This window comes from Haladaptatus rarus, from assembly GCF_054177585.1.
This window is the reverse complement of the sequence record NZ_JBPEHG010000001.1, coordinates 386,159-401,985: the sequence shown is the minus strand read 5'-3', so window position 1 is coordinate 401,985 and position 15,827 is coordinate 386,159. Positions and strand designations below refer to the sequence as shown.

Genomic DNA, 15,827 nt, shown 5'->3' with positions numbered 1-15,827 from the left:
ACCGTCACGATTCGACGTTTTATCTTCGGCCGTGAGGTCCGGTGTCGTTCGTTCGTCGTGTCCCACCCAGCCGTACAGTCCGCTCGATGAGAGCGATTCGACGTGAGCGAGCGTTCCAAGCAGCAAAGAAGTGTGCTTACGTCGATAGAAAGCTCGAAGCGGTCAAAAACGCGTCTATCGATTCCTGACCCGAAATGTCCGGGTTCGACCGTTCACTCGCGGCGCTTGATGAGGAACTTCATGTCGCCCTCGAAGACGACGGTGTCCTCCTGGTTCGTCATCGTGGTGTCGATGACGACGAGGCCGGAGTCCTCGCGACTGCTGAGGTCTTTCGTCTCGATGACTTCCATGTCGAGCGAGATGGTGTCGTCCATGTGGACGGGCGCGGGGATGTCCATGTAGTTCATGCCGAGGAACGCGAGGACGGTACGCTCTAAGAATCCACACCGGTAGACGAAGCCGGTGGCGAGCGAGAACGTCATCGGGCCGTGGGCGACTCGCTCGCCGAAGTACTCGTCCTCGGCGTAGTGTTTGTTCGTGTGGAGTTCCGTCCAGTCGCCCGTGAACGCCGAGTGCATCACGAAGTCGTACTCGGTGACGGTTCGACCGACGCTCTCGAACGTCTGTCCTTCCTCGAAGTCCTCGAAGTAGTGGGGTTCGTAGCTGTAAGGCATACGAAAACCCACTCGGGTAGAATATAAGTAACTACTGCACCGAACCGGTTTATGGCCGACATTCCAGACGACCGACGCGACGAGATCGCCGCCGACCCCTTCTGTGCCACGCTCGGAATCGAACTCACAGAACTCGGGCCGGGTACGGCGCGAACCGAACTTACCGTTTCGGACGACCTGCTGAACTTCCACGGGACGCCCCACGGCGGAGCCGTCTACTCGCTCGCGGATGCGGCATTTGCGGCGGCGTCGAACTCCGAGGGTGAGACGGCGCTCGCGCTGGAGACGAATATGTCGTATCTCGCGGCGGCGGACGTCGGTGAGACGCTCGTCGCGGTGGCCGAACGAGAACACGAGAGTCGGAGCACGGCGTCGTATCGAGTGGACGTTCGGGCTGGCGGGGTGACGGTTGCTATCTTCCGCGGTCGAGTGTACAAACCCTGAGAAGTGCTGTCTCAGCTCCGTATACAGCTATCATCGCCCGAAACGTACTATCTATCATGGAGACTCGATTCAACCAGAAGACAGCTAGATCGTCCCGCAGACCGGCGAGCCAGACCATCCTCGGTGGGATCATCATCCTGCTCGGTGGTCTGCTCTTGCTCGAAACGACGGGGATAGCCGACACCACGTTCCTGCTCGACTACGTCCCGACGCTGTTCGTCCTCGTGGGCGTCTACGCGCTGGTCAGCAGCAACTTCCACAACGTCGGCGGGCCACTCATCGTCATCACCGTCAGCGGGGCGTGGCAACTCGTCGCGCTCGACGTGGTCGTCGTCAACGACGTCGTACAGTTCTGGCCCATCCTGCTCATCGTCTTCGGCTTGTCGGTCGTCCTTGGACGGATGCGCAGTCGAGTCGAGACGGTCGAAGGTGAGTACGTCAGCACGCTCGCCATCTTCGGTGGGCGCAACCAGCGCGTCACCGCCAGACCGTTCGTCGGCGGTGACCTGACCGTGCTGTTCGGCGGTGCCGAACTTGACCTTCGAGACGCGACACTCGACGAGCCTCCCGTCCACGTGACCGCGAACGCGCTGTTCGGTGGCGTCGAAGTGATCGTCCCCCGCGATTGGAACGTCGAGGTGGACGTGCTCCCCGTGTTCGGCGGTGCCAGCGACGACCGCCCCCGCCGCGAGGGACAACACGGCGAGATCGACCTCGTGGTGACCGGCTTCGCGGCGTTCGGCGCTGTGGAGGTCTCCGATTAAATGTTCGAGAAAATCGTTCGGAGTCAGCGACGAGTCGATGCTGGTAATTCGGCATTGAGTTATTATTTTCGCAACCTTTGCCCACTCCATTCAGGAATGTGAGAATTGACCCTGCGATTTATACGGTTCGAATAAGAGTCGTGAGGTATGAACGCGAGTCCCGCACTGTGGACTCCTTCGCTCCTGTACACCGGAGGCGGCAGTCGAACTGACCGGCGGAACGTCGTCGTCCCGCTGTCCGAGAGAGAGGCTGACGACCGGGTGTTCGAGCTCGCGGCCTCCATCGCCGACTACAGAGATGGGGACGTGATACTCGTCACGCCCGTGATCCGACCGACCGGAGCGTCCACCGACCACGCCGCCGACCTGCTGGCAGAACACGAAGCGGCAGCCGAACACGTTCTTCGAACGTCGCTCGATCCGTCGACGAACGTTCGAACCATCGGTACGACGCGAGGCGGTCGGACGTTCTCCAGTATCGTCAGAGGAACCTGTGAGGAGTATTCTGCGGACGTGATCGTTCTCGACGAAGGGAAACAACTCCCATCGCTCAGACGGAACGTCTCTACGCGCATCGCAAAACAGGCCGACTGTGACATCGCCACCATCGGTGGAAACCACGCTTCGTCGACTATCTCGTCGATCCTCGTCCCGATCGCTGGTGGTCCACACTCGGGATTGGCGGTGGACGCAGCCCGACGTATCGCCGAGGTACGAGATGCGTGGATAGAACTCCTCCACGTGGTCGAAGAGGGTGCAGGAGACCACGAACGCGCCGCAGCCGAAAAGTACGCCGCAGCGGCCCGTGACCGACTCGATAAGTTCGACGATGTCGACGAATGGGTGCTCGAAGCCGACGACCCTGCCGCAGCTATCGTCGAACAGTCTCGGTACTACGACGTGACGGTGATGGGTGCGCCACAGAAGAACAGACTACGGGAGTTCGTGTTCGGATCCACGACGGGAGAGGTTCGCTCCGAGGCGTACAACACGGTCGTCACGGTCGAGCGCCCGCACGAGCGAGATTCGTTGCTCGGTCGGTGGCTCTAATCTCTGAAATCGTTGTACCGTCTGAACGAGGTGGTGTCGCTACTCGCGGTGGTCGAACACGCGCTTTACCTTCCCGACCTCGGTTCGGTCGACGACGCCGGGACCGACCACCTCGATCTCGTCGGGCTTGACGTCGAGCGTCTCTTCGATCTCTCGTCTGATTCGTCCTTCCAGTTCGTCGTGGGTGCCCTCGTAATCCTCGTGGTACTCGACGGTGAGTTCCATCCGATCCAGGTTGCCGCGCCGGTAGAGGTCGATGCGGTAATGGGGTGCGACGTCGTCCAGGTCGACCATCACCTCCTCTATCTGGCTCGGATAGACGTTCACGCCGCGGACGATGAGCAGGTCGTCCGTTCGGCCGGTGACGTTGCCCATTCGAACTGCGGTGCGCCCACAGCCACACGTCTCGGAGTTCAGGGAGGTCATGTCACCGGTTCGGTAGCGCAAGACCGGGAGGGCCTCTTTCGTCAAACTCGTGATGACGAGCTCACCCTCTTCACCCTCCGGAAGCACCTCGCCCGTGTTGGGGTCGATGATCTCGGGATAGAAGTGGTCTTCCCAGATGTGGAGACCGTCTTGTACCTCGGCACATTCGATGGAGACGCCCGGCCCGATTATCTCCGAGAGGCCGTACACGTCCACGGCGGTCACGTCGAGTGCTTCTTCGATCTCCTCGCGCATCGGGTCGGTGAACGGTTCCGCGCCGATGACGACCGTCGAGAGCGGGAGGTCGCGCGGGTCGATGCCGCGTTCCTCGGCGGCTTCGGCGAGATAGAGACAGTACGAGGGGGTACAGGCGAGCACGTCGCTCTCCAGATCCTGGAGCATGTCGATCTGGCGTGCCGTGTTGCCACCACCGACCGGGATGACACAGGCACCGAGTTCCTCAACTCCGTCGTGGAAGCCGAGTCCACCAGTGAAAAGCCCGTAGCCGTAGGCGTTCTGGACGACGTGACCGGGTTCGACACCCGCGGCGACGAGCGAGCGAGCCATCACTTCGCGCCAGACGCCCAGGTCGTCTTCGGTGTACGAGACGATCTTCGGTTTTCCGGTGGTCCCCGACGAGGCGTGGATTCGCCGCACGTCTTCGTGGGAAACCGCGAACATCCCGTCGGGATACTGGTCGCGGAAGTCCTCTTTCTTCGTGAACGGAAGCTTCGAGATGTCCTCGACGCCCTCGATGTCGTCGGGAGAGATACCTGCTTCGTCAAGCGCGTCCCGATAGAACGGAACGTTCTCGTACACGTGTTCGACCGTTTCCGAGAGTCGTTCGTTCTGGAGTTCGCGCAGTTCGTCCCGTGACGCCACTTCGGTGTCACTGTATACCATGCTTGTAGACGATTCGAAGGGCGGTGTCAAAACTGTTACCCGCCGCGCGATGGAACGCTATCCGACGCGACCTATCGTCTTCCCACTCGGCTGAACATTTATGCCCTCCGCCGTTGCAGGTCGTACAGATGATAACTCCCTCGGAACGACTCCTGTGGGGTCGCCCGGAGCGCAGGGTTCGTCACTGGTCTGTCTTCGTCGGGGGCTTCGCTGGAATCGTGTTCGTCCTCTTACTGGTGGTGGTGTTCGGGGATGGCTGGGGCGCACGTCTCGCATACGACCTGTTGCTTCCCGTGACGTTCTTCTACGCTCCACCGGTCGTCGCAGCACTCAGTGGGGTTCGAGGCGGCGGGTTGCTCGTGAGTCTCGTCATCGGTATCGTTCCGATGCTCCTGTTCGGGGCGATGGCACTGATCCAACCGGTCGTTACTGGCCGAAGCCCCGGAGACGGGTCACTCTGGGGATTGGCACTCGCATTCGGGATCATCGGCGTCGTCGGGGCGGTCGTGGGGTTCGCGGTCGGGCGGGGTGTCCAGTGGTTGCTCGGCCGGTGACCATCGACGAAGTCTGACCAGCTAGGTTCCGGAAAAGGTGTCCCCGAACCCGGCAAAGAGGACGATGACGTAGGTCGGAACGACGAGCCACAGTAGATACCAGACGATGGCCCCGGCGACGAGGACGACCGTCGTTGGTGTGGATTCCTCGGCGTACCAGTCGAACCCCTTGGCTGGCAGTGCGTACAGCAACAGAGTCGGCCACAGAAGGATCGAGACCCCCGTCGCCACGACGATTCCATCCAGGCCGGAGACGTAGAGTGGCGACGCCTTGGTAGGTGGTCGGACGTCACGGCTCAGCGAGAGGGCACTTCCGCAGAGGAACCCCCAGAGCACTGCAGGTAGTGGCATCCAGAGAAAGTGGTTCAGACCCCAACCGGAGGGTGGAAGCGAGTCGAAGAGTCGCCGCAAACGTCCCACGACGAGGAACGGCGACCACACGACGGCGATGAGTCCCCCGTACAATCCGCCGACGACGGCGAGAAAGATCCCTGTAGGCAGGATCGAGATCGGCTCGACGGTCATTCTTATAGAATTTATGACCATTATCATGAGTTTTGTATTGCAGTCGATGCTGTCGCGTGACGGTGTACTGAAATCCACTGATATCAACTGGAATGTACTAAAATGTACTGGCGGAACACACACGAAGCCATCGGCCACCGTCACGACTCTCCATCCCGTCTGCCCACAACCCTATACCCGATGTCGAACAATCAATGGAACGAACCATGACGGAGATGGAGTACACCAAACTCGGGAGCACAGGTCTCGAAGTTTCGCGGCTCTGTCTGGGCTGTATGAACTTCGGCAGTAGTCAGCCGTGGATGATGAACGACGAGGCGGCGAGCCTCGAACTCATCGACCGGGCACTGGAGATGGGTATCAACTTCCTCGATACGGCGAACGTCTACTCGCGTGGCGAGAGCGAGGAGATCGTCGGCAGAGCCATCGAAGGGCGCAACCGGGACGAACTCGTCATCGCGACGAAGGTCTACGGCCAGATGGGCGATTATCCGAACGGTCAGGGCCTCTCCAGAAAGCACATCTTGGATCAGGCGGAAGCGAGTCTCGACCGCCTCGGTACCGACTACATCGACCTCTACCAGATCCACCGCTGGGACGAGACGACCCCCATCGAGGAGACGCTGTCCGCGCTCGACCACCTCGTCGAGACGGGGAAGGTTCGCTACATCGGTGCGAGCACGATGGCAGCCTGGCAGTTCACCAGGGCGCTCTACGAGAGCGACCTGCAGGACTACGAGCGGTTCACCTGCATGCAACCGGAGTACAACCTCGTCGACCGCCACGAAGAACAGAACATCCTCCCCGTCTGCGAGGGAGAAGGGGTCGGCGTCATCCCGTGGTCGCCACTCGCTGGCGGCTTCCTGACGGGCAAATACGACCGCGACGAGGAGGTCACCGAGGGTCGAGCGACGGAGGACGAGCACACCAAAGCTCGATTCACGGACGAGAACTGGGCGGTGTTGGGCGAAGTACGTGCCATCGCCGAGACGAAAGGCGTCACGCCCGCGCAGGTCAGTCTGGCGTGGCTCCTTCACAAACCCGTCGTCGATTCGCCCATCATCGGTCCGCGAACCATCGACCATCTCGAAGAGAACGTCGCGTCCATCGACGTATCGCTCACCGACGAGGAGCTAGAGCGGCTCGAATCACCGAAATCGCCAGTGTGGTCGCGCGAGATCGCGGACGTCTGATTCAGGAGTACCGAGTAGACGACCGACGATGAGCGAAAAACCAGCGAGACGCCGAGACGAGTCGTCTCGGACAGTTCGACACGTCCGGCAGGCACGACGAGGAATGAGACGGATGAATCGACACCCACTCCCGCGATGAGACCGTCGCCATCCACGAATTCCATCGATGTGTTCGAATGTGCCGCCACCCCGCCAGATTAGTGTCACGAATGTATTTGTTTGAACGCAATAGAGTCTGGTGTCGGACGATTTTACGTCTTGGAATCATTCAAAGTGATTCCAAACGGCCATAAATCGTTTTACACGGGCTGTAGTCAAACTACGCGAGTGTGGTACTCTGTGACTAGAAAATGCTACAACTGTCGTAGTCAATCGCACCAAAGTTATAAATGGATTAGCTACGTGTTCTCTTCGCATGGTGGGTGCTAGCGAACGCGACGGACGGCGTCGGTTAGACGGCGTTTCACGAAGGACGTTCGTGAAAGCCGTCGGCGCATCGGGGACGGCAGCGAGTCTGGCTGGATGCACCACACGGGGACAGTCCAGTAACCCGAACGTCATCCAATGGGCGGCCGACGACGACGTTCAGACGAACAAAGATGAGATCGAGAAGGCACTCTACGATGCCGGACTCGACGAGAGTATCAAGCTCGAAGTTCTCGCGGGCAACGAGAACACGGGTGCGAGGCAATCACAGTATCAGCGATGGTTGTCTGCCAACCTGTCGGAACCGGATATGTTGCTCGTGGACAGTGGCTGGGCGATACCATTCATCGCCCGTCGCCAACTACTGAACTTGAGCGAGCACATGTCGAAGGAGTCGCTGAACAAGGTCAATAACGATTACTTCCAGGGGAGCGTCATCACCGGCAAATCGAACGACGGCGACCTCTACGCCATCCCGCTGTTCTCCGACTTCGGGACGATGCAGTACCGCAAGGATCTGGTGAAAAAGTCCGGATTCAAGCCCGACAAGGAGAACTGGGCGACGGAGGGAATCTCGTGGAAGAAGTTCGCGAAGGTGACGAAGAAGGTGAAAAAGGACAACAACATGCGGTACGGATTCACCTTCCAGTCGAGCATCTACGAAGGGCTGTCCTGTTGTGACTTCAACGAGTTCATCACCAGCTGGGGCGGCACGTACTTCGGGAGTGTCGACAACCTGCTCGGGCCAGTCGGAAATCGTCCCGTCACCCTCGATTCCAAGAACGTCATCGACTCGGTGCGGATGATTCGGACGTTCATCCACGGGAACAGCGCCTCGAACACGTTGGACGATTACGCGGGCAATATCTCACCGCGGGCGGTGTTGAGCTGGACAGAAGAGACCTCCCGTGCGCCGTTCACCAACGGAAGCGCGGTCATGCATCGTAACTGGCCGTACTCCATCCTCATCAACGGGGCCCCCAAGAAGGACGGTGGGTTCGGTAAGGACTTTGGCGTGATGCCGATACCGTACGGCGTCAAGGAGAGCGAAGCCAAAGGGAAACAGCTCGGCGGCGTCTCCTCGGCGCTCGGTGGCTGGAACGTCGCCATCAATCCGAACAGCAACAAACGGGACAAGGCGGTGCAGGTGATGGAGGCGATGACGAAAAAGAGCTTCAAGCTCAAACTGTTCGAGTTGATCGGCTGGATCCCGCCAGAACCGGGAGTGCTCGAAACGAAACGCGCACAGAACGTTCCTATCATGGGTCGGTACGTCGATACCCTGAAAATTGCAGGCCAGAACGCTCTGCCGCGTCCCGTTTCGGTCGTCTGGCCCCAACAGTCCGGAAAGATATCGCAGAGCGTTCACGCCGCCTACGCGGGCGACTCCACCCCGAAGCAGGCGATGTCGACGCTGAACAGCCAGATCAAGGAGATCGAGGACTACAACAAGTAGGGTGTGATACGAATGTCAACAGAACAAGCACATCGAGAAGAACCGAAATCCGGGGTGTATGCTGGCACTGTCCGGTGGGTCGAGAATCTGAGCGAGACGCAGTTCGCATACCTGCTGTTGTTGCCAGCACTGTTACTGCTGGGTATGATCGCCTTCTGGCCACTCCTCAGCACGTTCCAGATGTCCCTTCGGGCCGACAGCCTCCGTGGTGCGACACAGGTCGGCGAGTTCGTCGGACTCCAGAACTACGTCGCCCTCCTGACGGGGAAGCTGGACACCGTGGCACTCCCACAGCCGTTCATGGACTTCAGTCAGCCGTTCAAGAGCGCGCTCGTGGTGACGTTTATCTTCACCATCGTCAGCGTCGCCATCGAGACGGTCATCGGCTTCGGACAGGCGCTCGTGTTGGACCAGGACTTCCGCGGTCGGCGCTGGGTTCGCGTGGCCATCATCATCCCGTGGGCAGTCCCCATCGTCATCCAGGGGATGATCTTCTTCCTGATGTTCCAACCGGGCATCGGATTCGGTGCTGAACTCATGGGGATGATCGGGCTGACGACCACCCCGTTAGTCAAGAGTAGTTCCGCGCTCGGCATCATCGTCATCGCCGACGTGTGGAAGACGACGGCGTTCATGGCCTTGCTCATCCTCGCAGGGCTCCAGAGCGTCGACCGGAGCCTCTACGACGTAGCGAAGGTCGCGGGCGCGTCCAAGTGGCAGCAGTTCAAGATGATAACCCTGCCACTCGTCTTCCCGACGGTGATGGTCGCCATGCTGTTCCGCACCATCGCTGCGATGCGTATCTTCGGTCTCATCGAGACGGTATCGAGTTGTACGACGGTGCCGTCGCTGTCCTGTCTGGTCGTCACGACCTTCAGTACACGACGGTTCGGCACTGCGGCGGCCATCGCGTTCGTCACAGCGGCTATCATCGGGATCGTGGTCTCGGTGTACATCTTCAAGTTCCGCGACAGCGCACAGGGGGGATTCTAGATGGCGCAAGCAGACGAAACGCAGTCCGAAACCCAGGGCGGGCCGTTCCAGCGCTGGGTACAGGGGTCGATACAGAATCCCGAACGAACCTACCAGGCGATGTTCTACGTGGTGACCATCTTCTTCCTGTTCACCACGCTGTTCCCCTTCTACTGGCTGTTGGTGCTCGCACTGACGCCACGGGAGGCCATCTCGAACATCTGGTTCCTGCCGAAAGGGTTCAACCCTGAAGCGTTCGTGACCATCTTCGAGCAGTTACCGTTCCACATCTTCATGTTCAACAGCTTCGTGCTGGCGCTCATCACGACAGCCATCGTGTTGGTGCTCGCCAGTCTCGCGGGCTACGTCTTCGGTCGGTTGAGCTTCCCCGGTCGAGGGGCGTTGATGTTGCTCATCCTCGCCATCTCGTACTTCCCGCCAGCAGCGTTCCTCCTGCCGCTGTTCCGGCTGTTCACAGGAAACGTCGAGATACTCGGCATCAGCAGTCCGATGCTGTACAACACACCGGGCGCGATGGTGTTACCGTTCAGCGCGCTGTTCATGCCCCTGTCGATATTCATCCTCACGACGTTCTACGGCCAGATTCCGGACGGGCTGGAGGATGCTGCGCGGATCGAAGGAACCACGCGACTCGGTGCACTGTTCCGGGTCATCATCCCCCTCTCGGCACCCGGCGTCGCGACGGCGGGCGTGCTAACCTTTATCTCCGTGTACAACGAGTTCTTCTTCTCGTTCCTGATGACGAACGGGAAGCCGGAGAACTGGGCTCCACTGCTGTGGGGCATTCTGGGGTATCAGGGTCAGTACGCGCAGTTCTACAACCTGATGGCGGCAGCGAGCATCGTGGGCGTCCTGCCCATCGCCATCCTCGTCGTCGTTGCACAGGAGAAGATCGTCAGCGGACTCACCGCTGGAGCACTGAAGGAGTGATACAAAATGGGTGAAGTCAACTTAGAACACGTCACGAAACGATATCAGGACGTAACGGCAGTCGAAGACATGAACCTCACCATCGAGGATGGTGAGTTCGTCACGCTGGTCGGGCCATCGGGGTGCGGGAAATCTACCACACTGGAGACCATCGCCGGACTGACCATGCCAACGGAGGGGACGATCTCCATCGCCGGGCGGGAGGTGACGAACCTCCCGCCGAAAGACCGCGGGATAGCGATGGTGTTCCAGAACATCGCGCTGTTCCCGCACATGGACGTGTACGACAACATCAGCTTCGGGCTGCGACTCCGCGATTACGACAAAGAGGAGATCGACCGACGGGTCGACCGCGCGGCCGAGGTCGTCCAACTCGAAGGGATGATGGATCGGATGCCGGACGAGATGTCCGGCGGCCAGCGCCAGCGCGTCGCCATCGCCCGCGCGATCGTGCGCGAACCCGAGGTGTTCCTGATGGACGAACCGCTGGCGAACCTGGACGCCAAACTGCGCGTCCACATGCGAACCGAACTCCAGCGACTCCACAAGGAACTCGACGCGACCATCGTCTACGTCACACACGACCAGGCAGAAGCGATGACGATGTCGAGTCGAATCGCGGTCATCAACAAGGGTGAACTCCAGCAGTTCGCCGCACCGCTCGAATGCTACAACGAGCCGACGAACCTGTTCGTCGCCGGATTCATCGGGTCGCCGAGCATGAACTTCGTGGAGGGAACCGTCGATTCGAACGGGCTGGAGTTGCCGGACTACCGCGTGGAGTTCGACCCCGGACAACTCGACGGCGTTGCAGTCGGTGACGAAGTGACGCTCGGTGTCCGCCCCGAGGACGTGTATCTCGTCGAGGACGCCGACAAAGTGTCGAGTTCGACGCAGCGCATCGACGCGCAGACGGACGTGCTCGAACCGATGGGTGACGAGATATTCGTCTACATCCTCACCGGCGAAGGCCAGACGGCAGGGATGGAGGCGGAAGCAGACGATGCTCACCAGCTGCTGATGAGCGTCAACCCCGACAAGGACATCGACATTGACCAGGACGTCGAAGTCGTTCTTGATAGAGAACGTATCCATCTCTTCGACTCGCAGACCGGTGACGCCATCGCCCACGGACTGGAGTTCGCACCGGTCGAGGCGGGAACGAGGGGTACCGAAGCGGAGGGGGACGACTGAGATGGCGACGGAACTCGGGTGGTTCTATCTCGGCGCGGGGACGCTTTTGTTCTTCTTCTGGGCGTACGGCATCGTCTCGTTCGCCCTCGACCTGAAGAACAAGATCATTCCCGGTATCCGGACACTGCTCGCCAACCGGCGGGCACAGAAGGAAGACGAAGATCGGGAGCGTGAACGCGAAGAGAAGAAACAACAGTTGTACTGACGTGATCTCCCGTGTTCGCCCGAGTTCTGTTCGCCCCCCGTCAGGTATCCGAAACGGAAATTCCAGTCGCGGTGAGCTAAGACACCGAAGGGAAAAGAATAACACCGTCTCGCAGGAGAGCGGTAACTATGAGTGCCAGTGAGCCGGTTCGAGTTGGGTTCGTCGGTCTCGGAAATATTGGACACTATCACGCCGATAGGATTGCGGATCTCCGCCACGAGATCGTCGGCGGGGTCGATATCAACCCCGACGCACGCGCGCGCTTCGCCGAAAAGTACGACACCCGTTCGTTCGAGAGCTACGAAGAGCTGTACGAATCCGATATCGATTGTGTCATCGTCACGACTCCGAACAAGTTCCACGAGGAGTACGCCATCGCCGCGCTCGATTCTGGACTCGACGTACTGCTGGAAAAGCCGCTCGCCCACACGTTAGAAAGCGCGGAGCGCATCGCGGAGGCGTCCCGCAACTCCGAGGGCTTCTGTATGGTCGGCTTCCACAACCGATTTCGAAACCCCGTCGAGGTCATCAAAGGCTATCAGGCCGAGGGGCGATTCGGCGAGACCCGACACGTCGAGGCGAACTACATCCGCCGCAGAGGGATTCCGGGGAGGGGTTCGTGGTTCACGAACCGCGACGTGGCCGGTGGGGGTGCGCTTATCGACATCGGTGTCCACGCCATCGACCTCGCACTGCATTTCCACGACTTCCCGGACGTAGTGGAAGTGAGCGGCGAAGTTCGATCTCAGTTCGGCGGGCGAGAGGATTACACCTACTTAGAGATGTGGGGCGAAGACGCCGAGTCCGGACCGTTCACGGTCGATGACTCCGTGAGCGCGTTCATCCGATGTGCTGGTGGCAAGACCATCGCACTCGAAGTCGCGTGGGCGGCAAACCGGGATTCGAGCGAGGAATATTACGTTCGCGGAACCGACGCTGGCGCGCGGTTCGACAAACACGACGACTCGCTTACTCTCTACGAGACCGACATGGTCGGCGCAGATCACTTCTCCGACAACAACGTTCGAACGCGCCAGGAAGACGCCCACAAAGCCGAACAGCGCGTGTTCTTCGAAGCGGTACGGGAAGGTGTCGCCCCGAACATGAACACCGTCGATCAGGCACTGTCCGTCCAGCGCGTCATCGACGCGATCTACCGGTCGGCAGAAAAGGATGCGGCAGTGCAGTTACAGTAACCACCGAACCCATTTTCCGTGTTGTTCGTAGGCCGCAAGTCGCCGAGACTCGTCCCCGTCGAACCAGTCGAGCGTGAGCGCATTGTCCCATTCCGGCGCGGCCATGTGGCCCGAGAGCCAGTGAAGCGTCCGGTCTTCTGCAGCGTCTTCGATCCGTTCTTGGAGACGTTCCTGTACCGACTCGGGGAGTTGATAGCGCATCTGCGTGTCGAAGACGCAGACCGGGACCTCGGTCGGAATCTCCTGTAGTACGTCTGGCAGTCGCTCGACCGCGTCTCCCTGGCGGAGTTCCGGTGGGTGCTGTCGGGCGACGGAGGTGGCCGCCCGGAGGATACGGTGGCGGTCGGTGTGTTCGGGCCAGACGAGTGCACGGAGCCACCGGACGTCGCTCTCGTCGCGCACGTCGAGTGGATTCAGGTCGATGCCGACGCGGGACGCGACGGGAGGAAATTCGACCTGAAGGGGTGGCGACTGCTCGCTCCTGCTCTCCGAGTCGAGTACGCACTCGCTGGTTCCGTACCGGCCAGCGTCACCGTAATCGTAGGCGTAGTAGTCCCAGCAGAGGTTGAGACCTGCGCTCGGCCCGAGTTCGACGAGAGCGAGAGGTTTACCACCGACTTCGCGAGAGACGTGCGTGAACGCAGGAAAGAGTGCGGTACAGCGCCGGACTGCGTTCGTCTGCGTTCTGCGACTGTGCAGGATGGGCAAGAGGTCATCTTCGTACTCCGTGCAGAAGTCACGAAACGCAGGAAGCGGGTCGCCGTCTTCGGGGTCGTCGGAGACGGTCGGATAGTAGTCGGCCAGTGCGTGGTCAGTTCCTGCGAGAAGATGCGAGTGGACGGCGGCGAGCAGAATGTGTGGACGAGACCGCTTCGATGGGACTTCTTCGGCGAGTGCGAGAAGCGTAGGGTCGGATGCGACGCCGTGTGAGATGCGCTCGTACAGTGGCGACGTTCCAACACACCACTCGGCGAAGTCCTCGAATCGTTCCGAGAGAGTCATGTTCTCGGATGAGTTTTCAGGAAGCGTAAACGGGCACTGTCTAGTTAAGCGATTCTGTTGTAGAGTGGCGTTTCAACGTCTGTAGCGGGTGTAGCGAATGAGCCACTTCGTCTCATCATGACTCGGTTTTCGGTGAAGCAGCCGAATTCCGTCTTCTCACAGTGCAGCCGATCTCGATATCATGAATCAGCCACGGACGATCGGTGGATGAAACTTCGCCAATCGTACCGCCGTCGCTTGGTTTTCCTTATCTAGACAGTGCCCGTAAACGTTATCGGATGGATTTCTGGATAGCGTAATCGTTGGTGCCGAAATTTTATTCCCGAATGGAGTAATCGTTCCCAGTATGGAGATCGGTGTACTCACAGTTCCACTCGGTGATGAGTCGCTCGAAGATGCTCTCGACTATCTCGACGGTATCGGCGTCGACGCGGTCGAGATCGGCTGTGGTGGCTATCCCGGCGAAGACCATCTATCACGAGAGGAGTATCTCGATGACGAGGACGCACAGAACGACCTCCGCGCCCTGATCGACGAGTACGACATGCGTATCAGCGCGCTGGCGACCCACAACAACCCACTCCACCCGGACGAGGAAGAGGCCAAGGAGGCCGATACCGAACTCCGTGAAGCGATCCGACTGGCCGACCAGCTCGACGTCGACGCGGTCACGTGTTTCTCGGGACTACCTGCTGGCGGCCCGAACGACGAGGTGCCGAACTGGATCACAGCCCCGTGGCCGTCGGAGCACGCCGACGCGCTTGAGTATCAGTGGGAGGAGGTCGCCATCCCGTACTGGCGTGATATCGCAGAACATGCCGCCGACCACGGTGTCGACGTCGCCATCGAGATGCACCCGAACATGCTCGTCCACGAACCGGCAGGGATGCTGGAACTGCGGAACGCGACGAACGAGCGAATCGGCGCGAACTACGACCCGAGCCATCTCTACTGGCAGGGCATCGACGTACCCGAGTCGATCCGATTCCTCGGTGAACACGACGCCATCCACCACTTCCACGCGAAGGATACGAAGGTCTACGAGTCGCAGTCGCGGTACAAGGGCGTGCTCGACACGACGCCGTACACTGAGGAGGCCAATCGCTCGTGGCTCTTCCGGTCGGTCGGCTACGGTCACGGGGAGGAGCACTGGAAAGATGTCGTCAGCGCACTCCGGATGATCGACTACGATGGTGCTCTCTCCATCGAACACGAGGATTCGTTGACCAGTTCGCGCGAGGGGCTGGAGAAAGCGGTCGAACTGCTACAGCGCGCAGTGTTCAGAACGTCGCCCGGAGAAGCCTACTGGGCCGAGTAGCGAGCGCGACTTACAGATCGACCAGAAGCCGTTCGGGATACAGGATTTCGTCTCCTTCGGTGAACACGGACGGCGATTTCCAGACACACTCGAATTCTTCGTCGAACTCCGGTTCGTAGCCCAGAAACGAATCCTCCTCGTAGGGCCACGATTCGACGATGTCTGCCTCGTAGACGCGCCAGACTTCGTGTTCTCGCTGGCCGTCGAATGTGAACACTGCTTCGTAGGTTTCGAGGTGTGCCACGTTCGTCAGGGAGACGTTGAGTTCCTCCTCGAACTCCCGGTAGAGGGCGGCTTCGCTGTGCTCGCCAAACTCGACGCCCCCTCCGAGAAGGTAGTAGAAGGGGCTGTCCTCGGCGAGATCACGGTCTCGTGCGACGAGGATCTCGTCATCGCGGCGGATTAAACCCCGAGCGGAGACCCGGATGTGATCTTCGGACATGGATTCTGTGAATAATCGAATTCATTTGATAAATATACCGGAGTGGTGACGAAAGCCATAGAAGATATCTCAACCCCCTCAGCGAAACATATTCTCGAAAGAACTGGTCACGTAGCGGGCCATGAAACACTA

At 59.8% G+C, this 15,827-nt stretch carries 17 protein-coding genes; 12 read left to right on the top strand and 5 right to left on the bottom strand.

Annotation, left to right across the window (positions count from 1 at the left end; translation table 11 throughout):
• Positions 1–212: 212 nt before the first annotated feature.
• On the bottom strand, positions 213–674 hold the full coding sequence (locus ACR3FE_RS02190; RefSeq protein ID WP_458205070.1) for a MaoC/PaaZ C-terminal domain-containing protein: 462 nt from the start codon (positions 672–674) through the stop codon (positions 213–215).
• A 51-nt stretch (positions 675–725) separates the two neighbouring features.
• Between ACR3FE_RS02190 and paaI the strand changes: the two genes are divergently transcribed.
• The 3 genes from paaI (at position 726) to ACR3FE_RS02175 (ending at position 2,932) form a co-directional block, all read left to right on the top strand.
• Complete coding sequence (gene paaI / locus ACR3FE_RS02185; RefSeq protein WP_458205069.1) at positions 726–1,118, top strand: hydroxyphenylacetyl-CoA thioesterase PaaI; 393 nt, start codon at positions 726–728, stop codon at positions 1,116–1,118.
• A 56-nt stretch (positions 1,119–1,174) separates the two neighbouring features.
• Entirely contained in the window at positions 1,175–1,882 is a 708-nt protein-coding gene (locus tag ACR3FE_RS02180; RefSeq protein ID WP_458205067.1) for a LiaF transmembrane domain-containing protein, read from the top strand.
• 147 nt (positions 1,883–2,029) lie between these two features.
• Complete coding sequence (locus tag ACR3FE_RS02175) at positions 2,030–2,932, top strand: universal stress protein (protein WP_458205066.1); 903 nt, start codon at positions 2,030–2,032, stop codon at positions 2,930–2,932.
• A gap of 39 nt (positions 2,933–2,971) precedes the next feature.
• On the opposite strand, the gene paaK is transcribed toward ACR3FE_RS02175, so the two are convergent.
• Positions 2,972–4,261, bottom strand: a complete 1,290-nt coding sequence (gene paaK / locus ACR3FE_RS02170; RefSeq protein WP_458205065.1) for a phenylacetate--CoA ligase PaaK — start codon at positions 4,259–4,261, stop codon at positions 2,972–2,974.
• Positions 4,262–4,389: 128 nt separating this feature from the next.
• Here paaK and ACR3FE_RS02165 point away from each other — a divergent pair, with 128 nt between their 5' ends.
• On the top strand, positions 4,390–4,815 hold the full coding sequence (locus ACR3FE_RS02165; protein WP_458205063.1) for a hypothetical protein: 426 nt from the start codon (positions 4,390–4,392) through the stop codon (positions 4,813–4,815).
• 21 nt (positions 4,816–4,836) lie between these two features.
• Here ACR3FE_RS02165 and ACR3FE_RS02160 read toward each other — a convergent pair whose 3' ends face one another.
• Positions 4,837–5,340 (bottom strand): DUF8162 family protein, encoded by a 504-nt coding sequence (locus ACR3FE_RS02160; RefSeq protein WP_458205062.1) that lies wholly within the window; start codon positions 5,338–5,340, stop codon positions 4,837–4,839.
• 206 nt (positions 5,341–5,546) lie between these two features.
• Here ACR3FE_RS02160 and ACR3FE_RS02155 point away from each other — a divergent pair, with 206 nt between their 5' ends.
• The 7 genes from ACR3FE_RS02155 (at position 5,547) to ACR3FE_RS02125 (ending at position 12,933) form a co-directional block, all read left to right on the top strand.
• On the top strand, positions 5,547–6,533 hold the full coding sequence (locus ACR3FE_RS02155) for an aldo/keto reductase (RefSeq protein WP_458205996.1): 987 nt from the start codon (positions 5,547–5,549) through the stop codon (positions 6,531–6,533).
• Between the two features lie 415 nt (positions 6,534–6,948).
• Positions 6,949–8,415 carry a substrate-binding domain-containing protein gene (locus tag ACR3FE_RS02150; RefSeq protein ID WP_458205060.1) on the top strand — a complete coding sequence of 489 codons (1,467 nt, stop codon included), beginning with the start codon at positions 6,949–6,951 and terminating at the stop codon, positions 8,413–8,415.
• 12 nt (positions 8,416–8,427) lie between these two features.
• On the top strand, positions 8,428–9,408 hold the full coding sequence (locus ACR3FE_RS02145; RefSeq protein ID WP_458205059.1) for a carbohydrate ABC transporter permease: 981 nt from the start codon (positions 8,428–8,430) through the stop codon (positions 9,406–9,408).
• Positions 9,409–10,338, top strand: a complete 930-nt coding sequence (locus tag ACR3FE_RS02140) for a carbohydrate ABC transporter permease (protein WP_458205057.1) — start codon at positions 9,409–9,411, stop codon at positions 10,336–10,338.
• A 6-nt stretch (positions 10,339–10,344) separates the two neighbouring features.
• A complete protein-coding gene (locus tag ACR3FE_RS02135) occupies positions 10,345–11,532 on the top strand; it encodes an ABC transporter ATP-binding protein (protein WP_458205055.1) in 1,188 nt (395 codons plus the stop codon).
• A gap of 1 nt (position 11,533) precedes the next feature.
• Positions 11,534–11,737: a DUF8005 family protein gene (locus tag ACR3FE_RS02130; RefSeq protein ID WP_458205053.1), complete on the top strand. Its 204-nt coding sequence runs from the start codon at positions 11,534–11,536 to the stop codon at positions 11,735–11,737.
• 128 nt (positions 11,738–11,865) lie between these two features.
• Entirely contained in the window at positions 11,866–12,933 is a 1,068-nt protein-coding gene (locus ACR3FE_RS02125) for a Gfo/Idh/MocA family protein (protein WP_458205052.1), read from the top strand.
• Here ACR3FE_RS02125 and ACR3FE_RS02120 read toward each other — a convergent pair.
• Entirely contained in the window at positions 12,925–13,935 is a 1,011-nt protein-coding gene (locus ACR3FE_RS02120; RefSeq protein WP_458205050.1) for a DUF2332 domain-containing protein, read from the bottom strand. The genes ACR3FE_RS02125 and ACR3FE_RS02120 overlap by 9 nt on opposite strands.
• Before the next feature lie 346 nt (positions 13,936–14,281).
• Between ACR3FE_RS02120 and ACR3FE_RS02115 the strand changes: the two genes are divergently transcribed.
• A complete protein-coding gene (locus ACR3FE_RS02115) occupies positions 14,282–15,253 on the top strand; it encodes a sugar phosphate isomerase/epimerase family protein (protein WP_458205049.1) in 972 nt (323 codons plus the stop codon).
• Between the two features lie 10 nt (positions 15,254–15,263).
• Here ACR3FE_RS02115 and ACR3FE_RS02110 read toward each other — a convergent pair whose 3' ends face one another.
• Positions 15,264–15,695 (bottom strand): NUDIX hydrolase, encoded by a 432-nt coding sequence (locus ACR3FE_RS02110; protein WP_458205047.1) that lies wholly within the window; start codon positions 15,693–15,695, stop codon positions 15,264–15,266.
• Positions 15,696–15,827: the final 132 nt, after the last annotated feature.

What these genes read in the sequence shown, in the direction of transcription:
- ACR3FE_RS02190 (WP_458205070.1), bottom strand. Translation starts at nt 674, where the DNA reads ATGCCTTACAGCTACGAACCCCACTACTTCGAGGACTTCGAGGAAGGA.
- paaI (WP_458205069.1), top strand. Translation starts at nt 726, where the DNA reads ATGGCCGACATTCCAGACGACCGACGCGACGAGATCGCCGCCGACCCC.
- ACR3FE_RS02140 (WP_458205057.1), top strand. Translation starts at nt 9,409, where the DNA reads ATGGCGCAAGCAGACGAAACGCAGTCCGAAACCCAGGGCGGGCCGTTC.
- ACR3FE_RS02125 (WP_458205052.1), top strand. Translation starts at nt 11,866, where the DNA reads ATGAGTGCCAGTGAGCCGGTTCGAGTTGGGTTCGTCGGTCTCGGAAAT.
- ACR3FE_RS02175 (WP_458205066.1), top strand. Translation starts at nt 2,030, where the DNA reads ATGAACGCGAGTCCCGCACTGTGGACTCCTTCGCTCCTGTACACCGGA.
- ACR3FE_RS02155 (WP_458205996.1), top strand. Translation starts at nt 5,547, where the DNA reads ATGACGGAGATGGAGTACACCAAACTCGGGAGCACAGGTCTCGAAGTT.
- ACR3FE_RS02110 (WP_458205047.1), bottom strand. Translation starts at nt 15,695, where the DNA reads ATGTCCGAAGATCACATCCGGGTCTCCGCTCGGGGTTTAATCCGCCGC.
- ACR3FE_RS02130 (WP_458205053.1), top strand. Translation starts at nt 11,534, where the DNA reads ATGGCGACGGAACTCGGGTGGTTCTATCTCGGCGCGGGGACGCTTTTG.
- ACR3FE_RS02120 (WP_458205050.1), bottom strand. Translation starts at nt 13,935, where the DNA reads ATGACTCTCTCGGAACGATTCGAGGACTTCGCCGAGTGGTGTGTTGGA.
- ACR3FE_RS02180 (WP_458205067.1), top strand. Translation starts at nt 1,175, where the DNA reads ATGGAGACTCGATTCAACCAGAAGACAGCTAGATCGTCCCGCAGACCG.
- ACR3FE_RS02115 (WP_458205049.1), top strand. Translation starts at nt 14,282, where the DNA reads ATGGAGATCGGTGTACTCACAGTTCCACTCGGTGATGAGTCGCTCGAA.
- ACR3FE_RS02145 (WP_458205059.1), top strand. Translation starts at nt 8,428, where the DNA reads ATGTCAACAGAACAAGCACATCGAGAAGAACCGAAATCCGGGGTGTAT.
- ACR3FE_RS02150 (WP_458205060.1), top strand. Translation starts at nt 6,949, where the DNA reads ATGGTGGGTGCTAGCGAACGCGACGGACGGCGTCGGTTAGACGGCGTT.
- ACR3FE_RS02160 (WP_458205062.1), bottom strand. Translation starts at nt 5,340, where the DNA reads ATGACCGTCGAGCCGATCTCGATCCTGCCTACAGGGATCTTTCTCGCC.
- paaK (WP_458205065.1), bottom strand. Translation starts at nt 4,261, where the DNA reads ATGGTATACAGTGACACCGAAGTGGCGTCACGGGACGAACTGCGCGAA.
- ACR3FE_RS02135 (WP_458205055.1), top strand. Translation starts at nt 10,345, where the DNA reads ATGGGTGAAGTCAACTTAGAACACGTCACGAAACGATATCAGGACGTA.
- ACR3FE_RS02165 (WP_458205063.1), top strand. Translation starts at nt 4,390, where the DNA reads ATGATAACTCCCTCGGAACGACTCCTGTGGGGTCGCCCGGAGCGCAGG.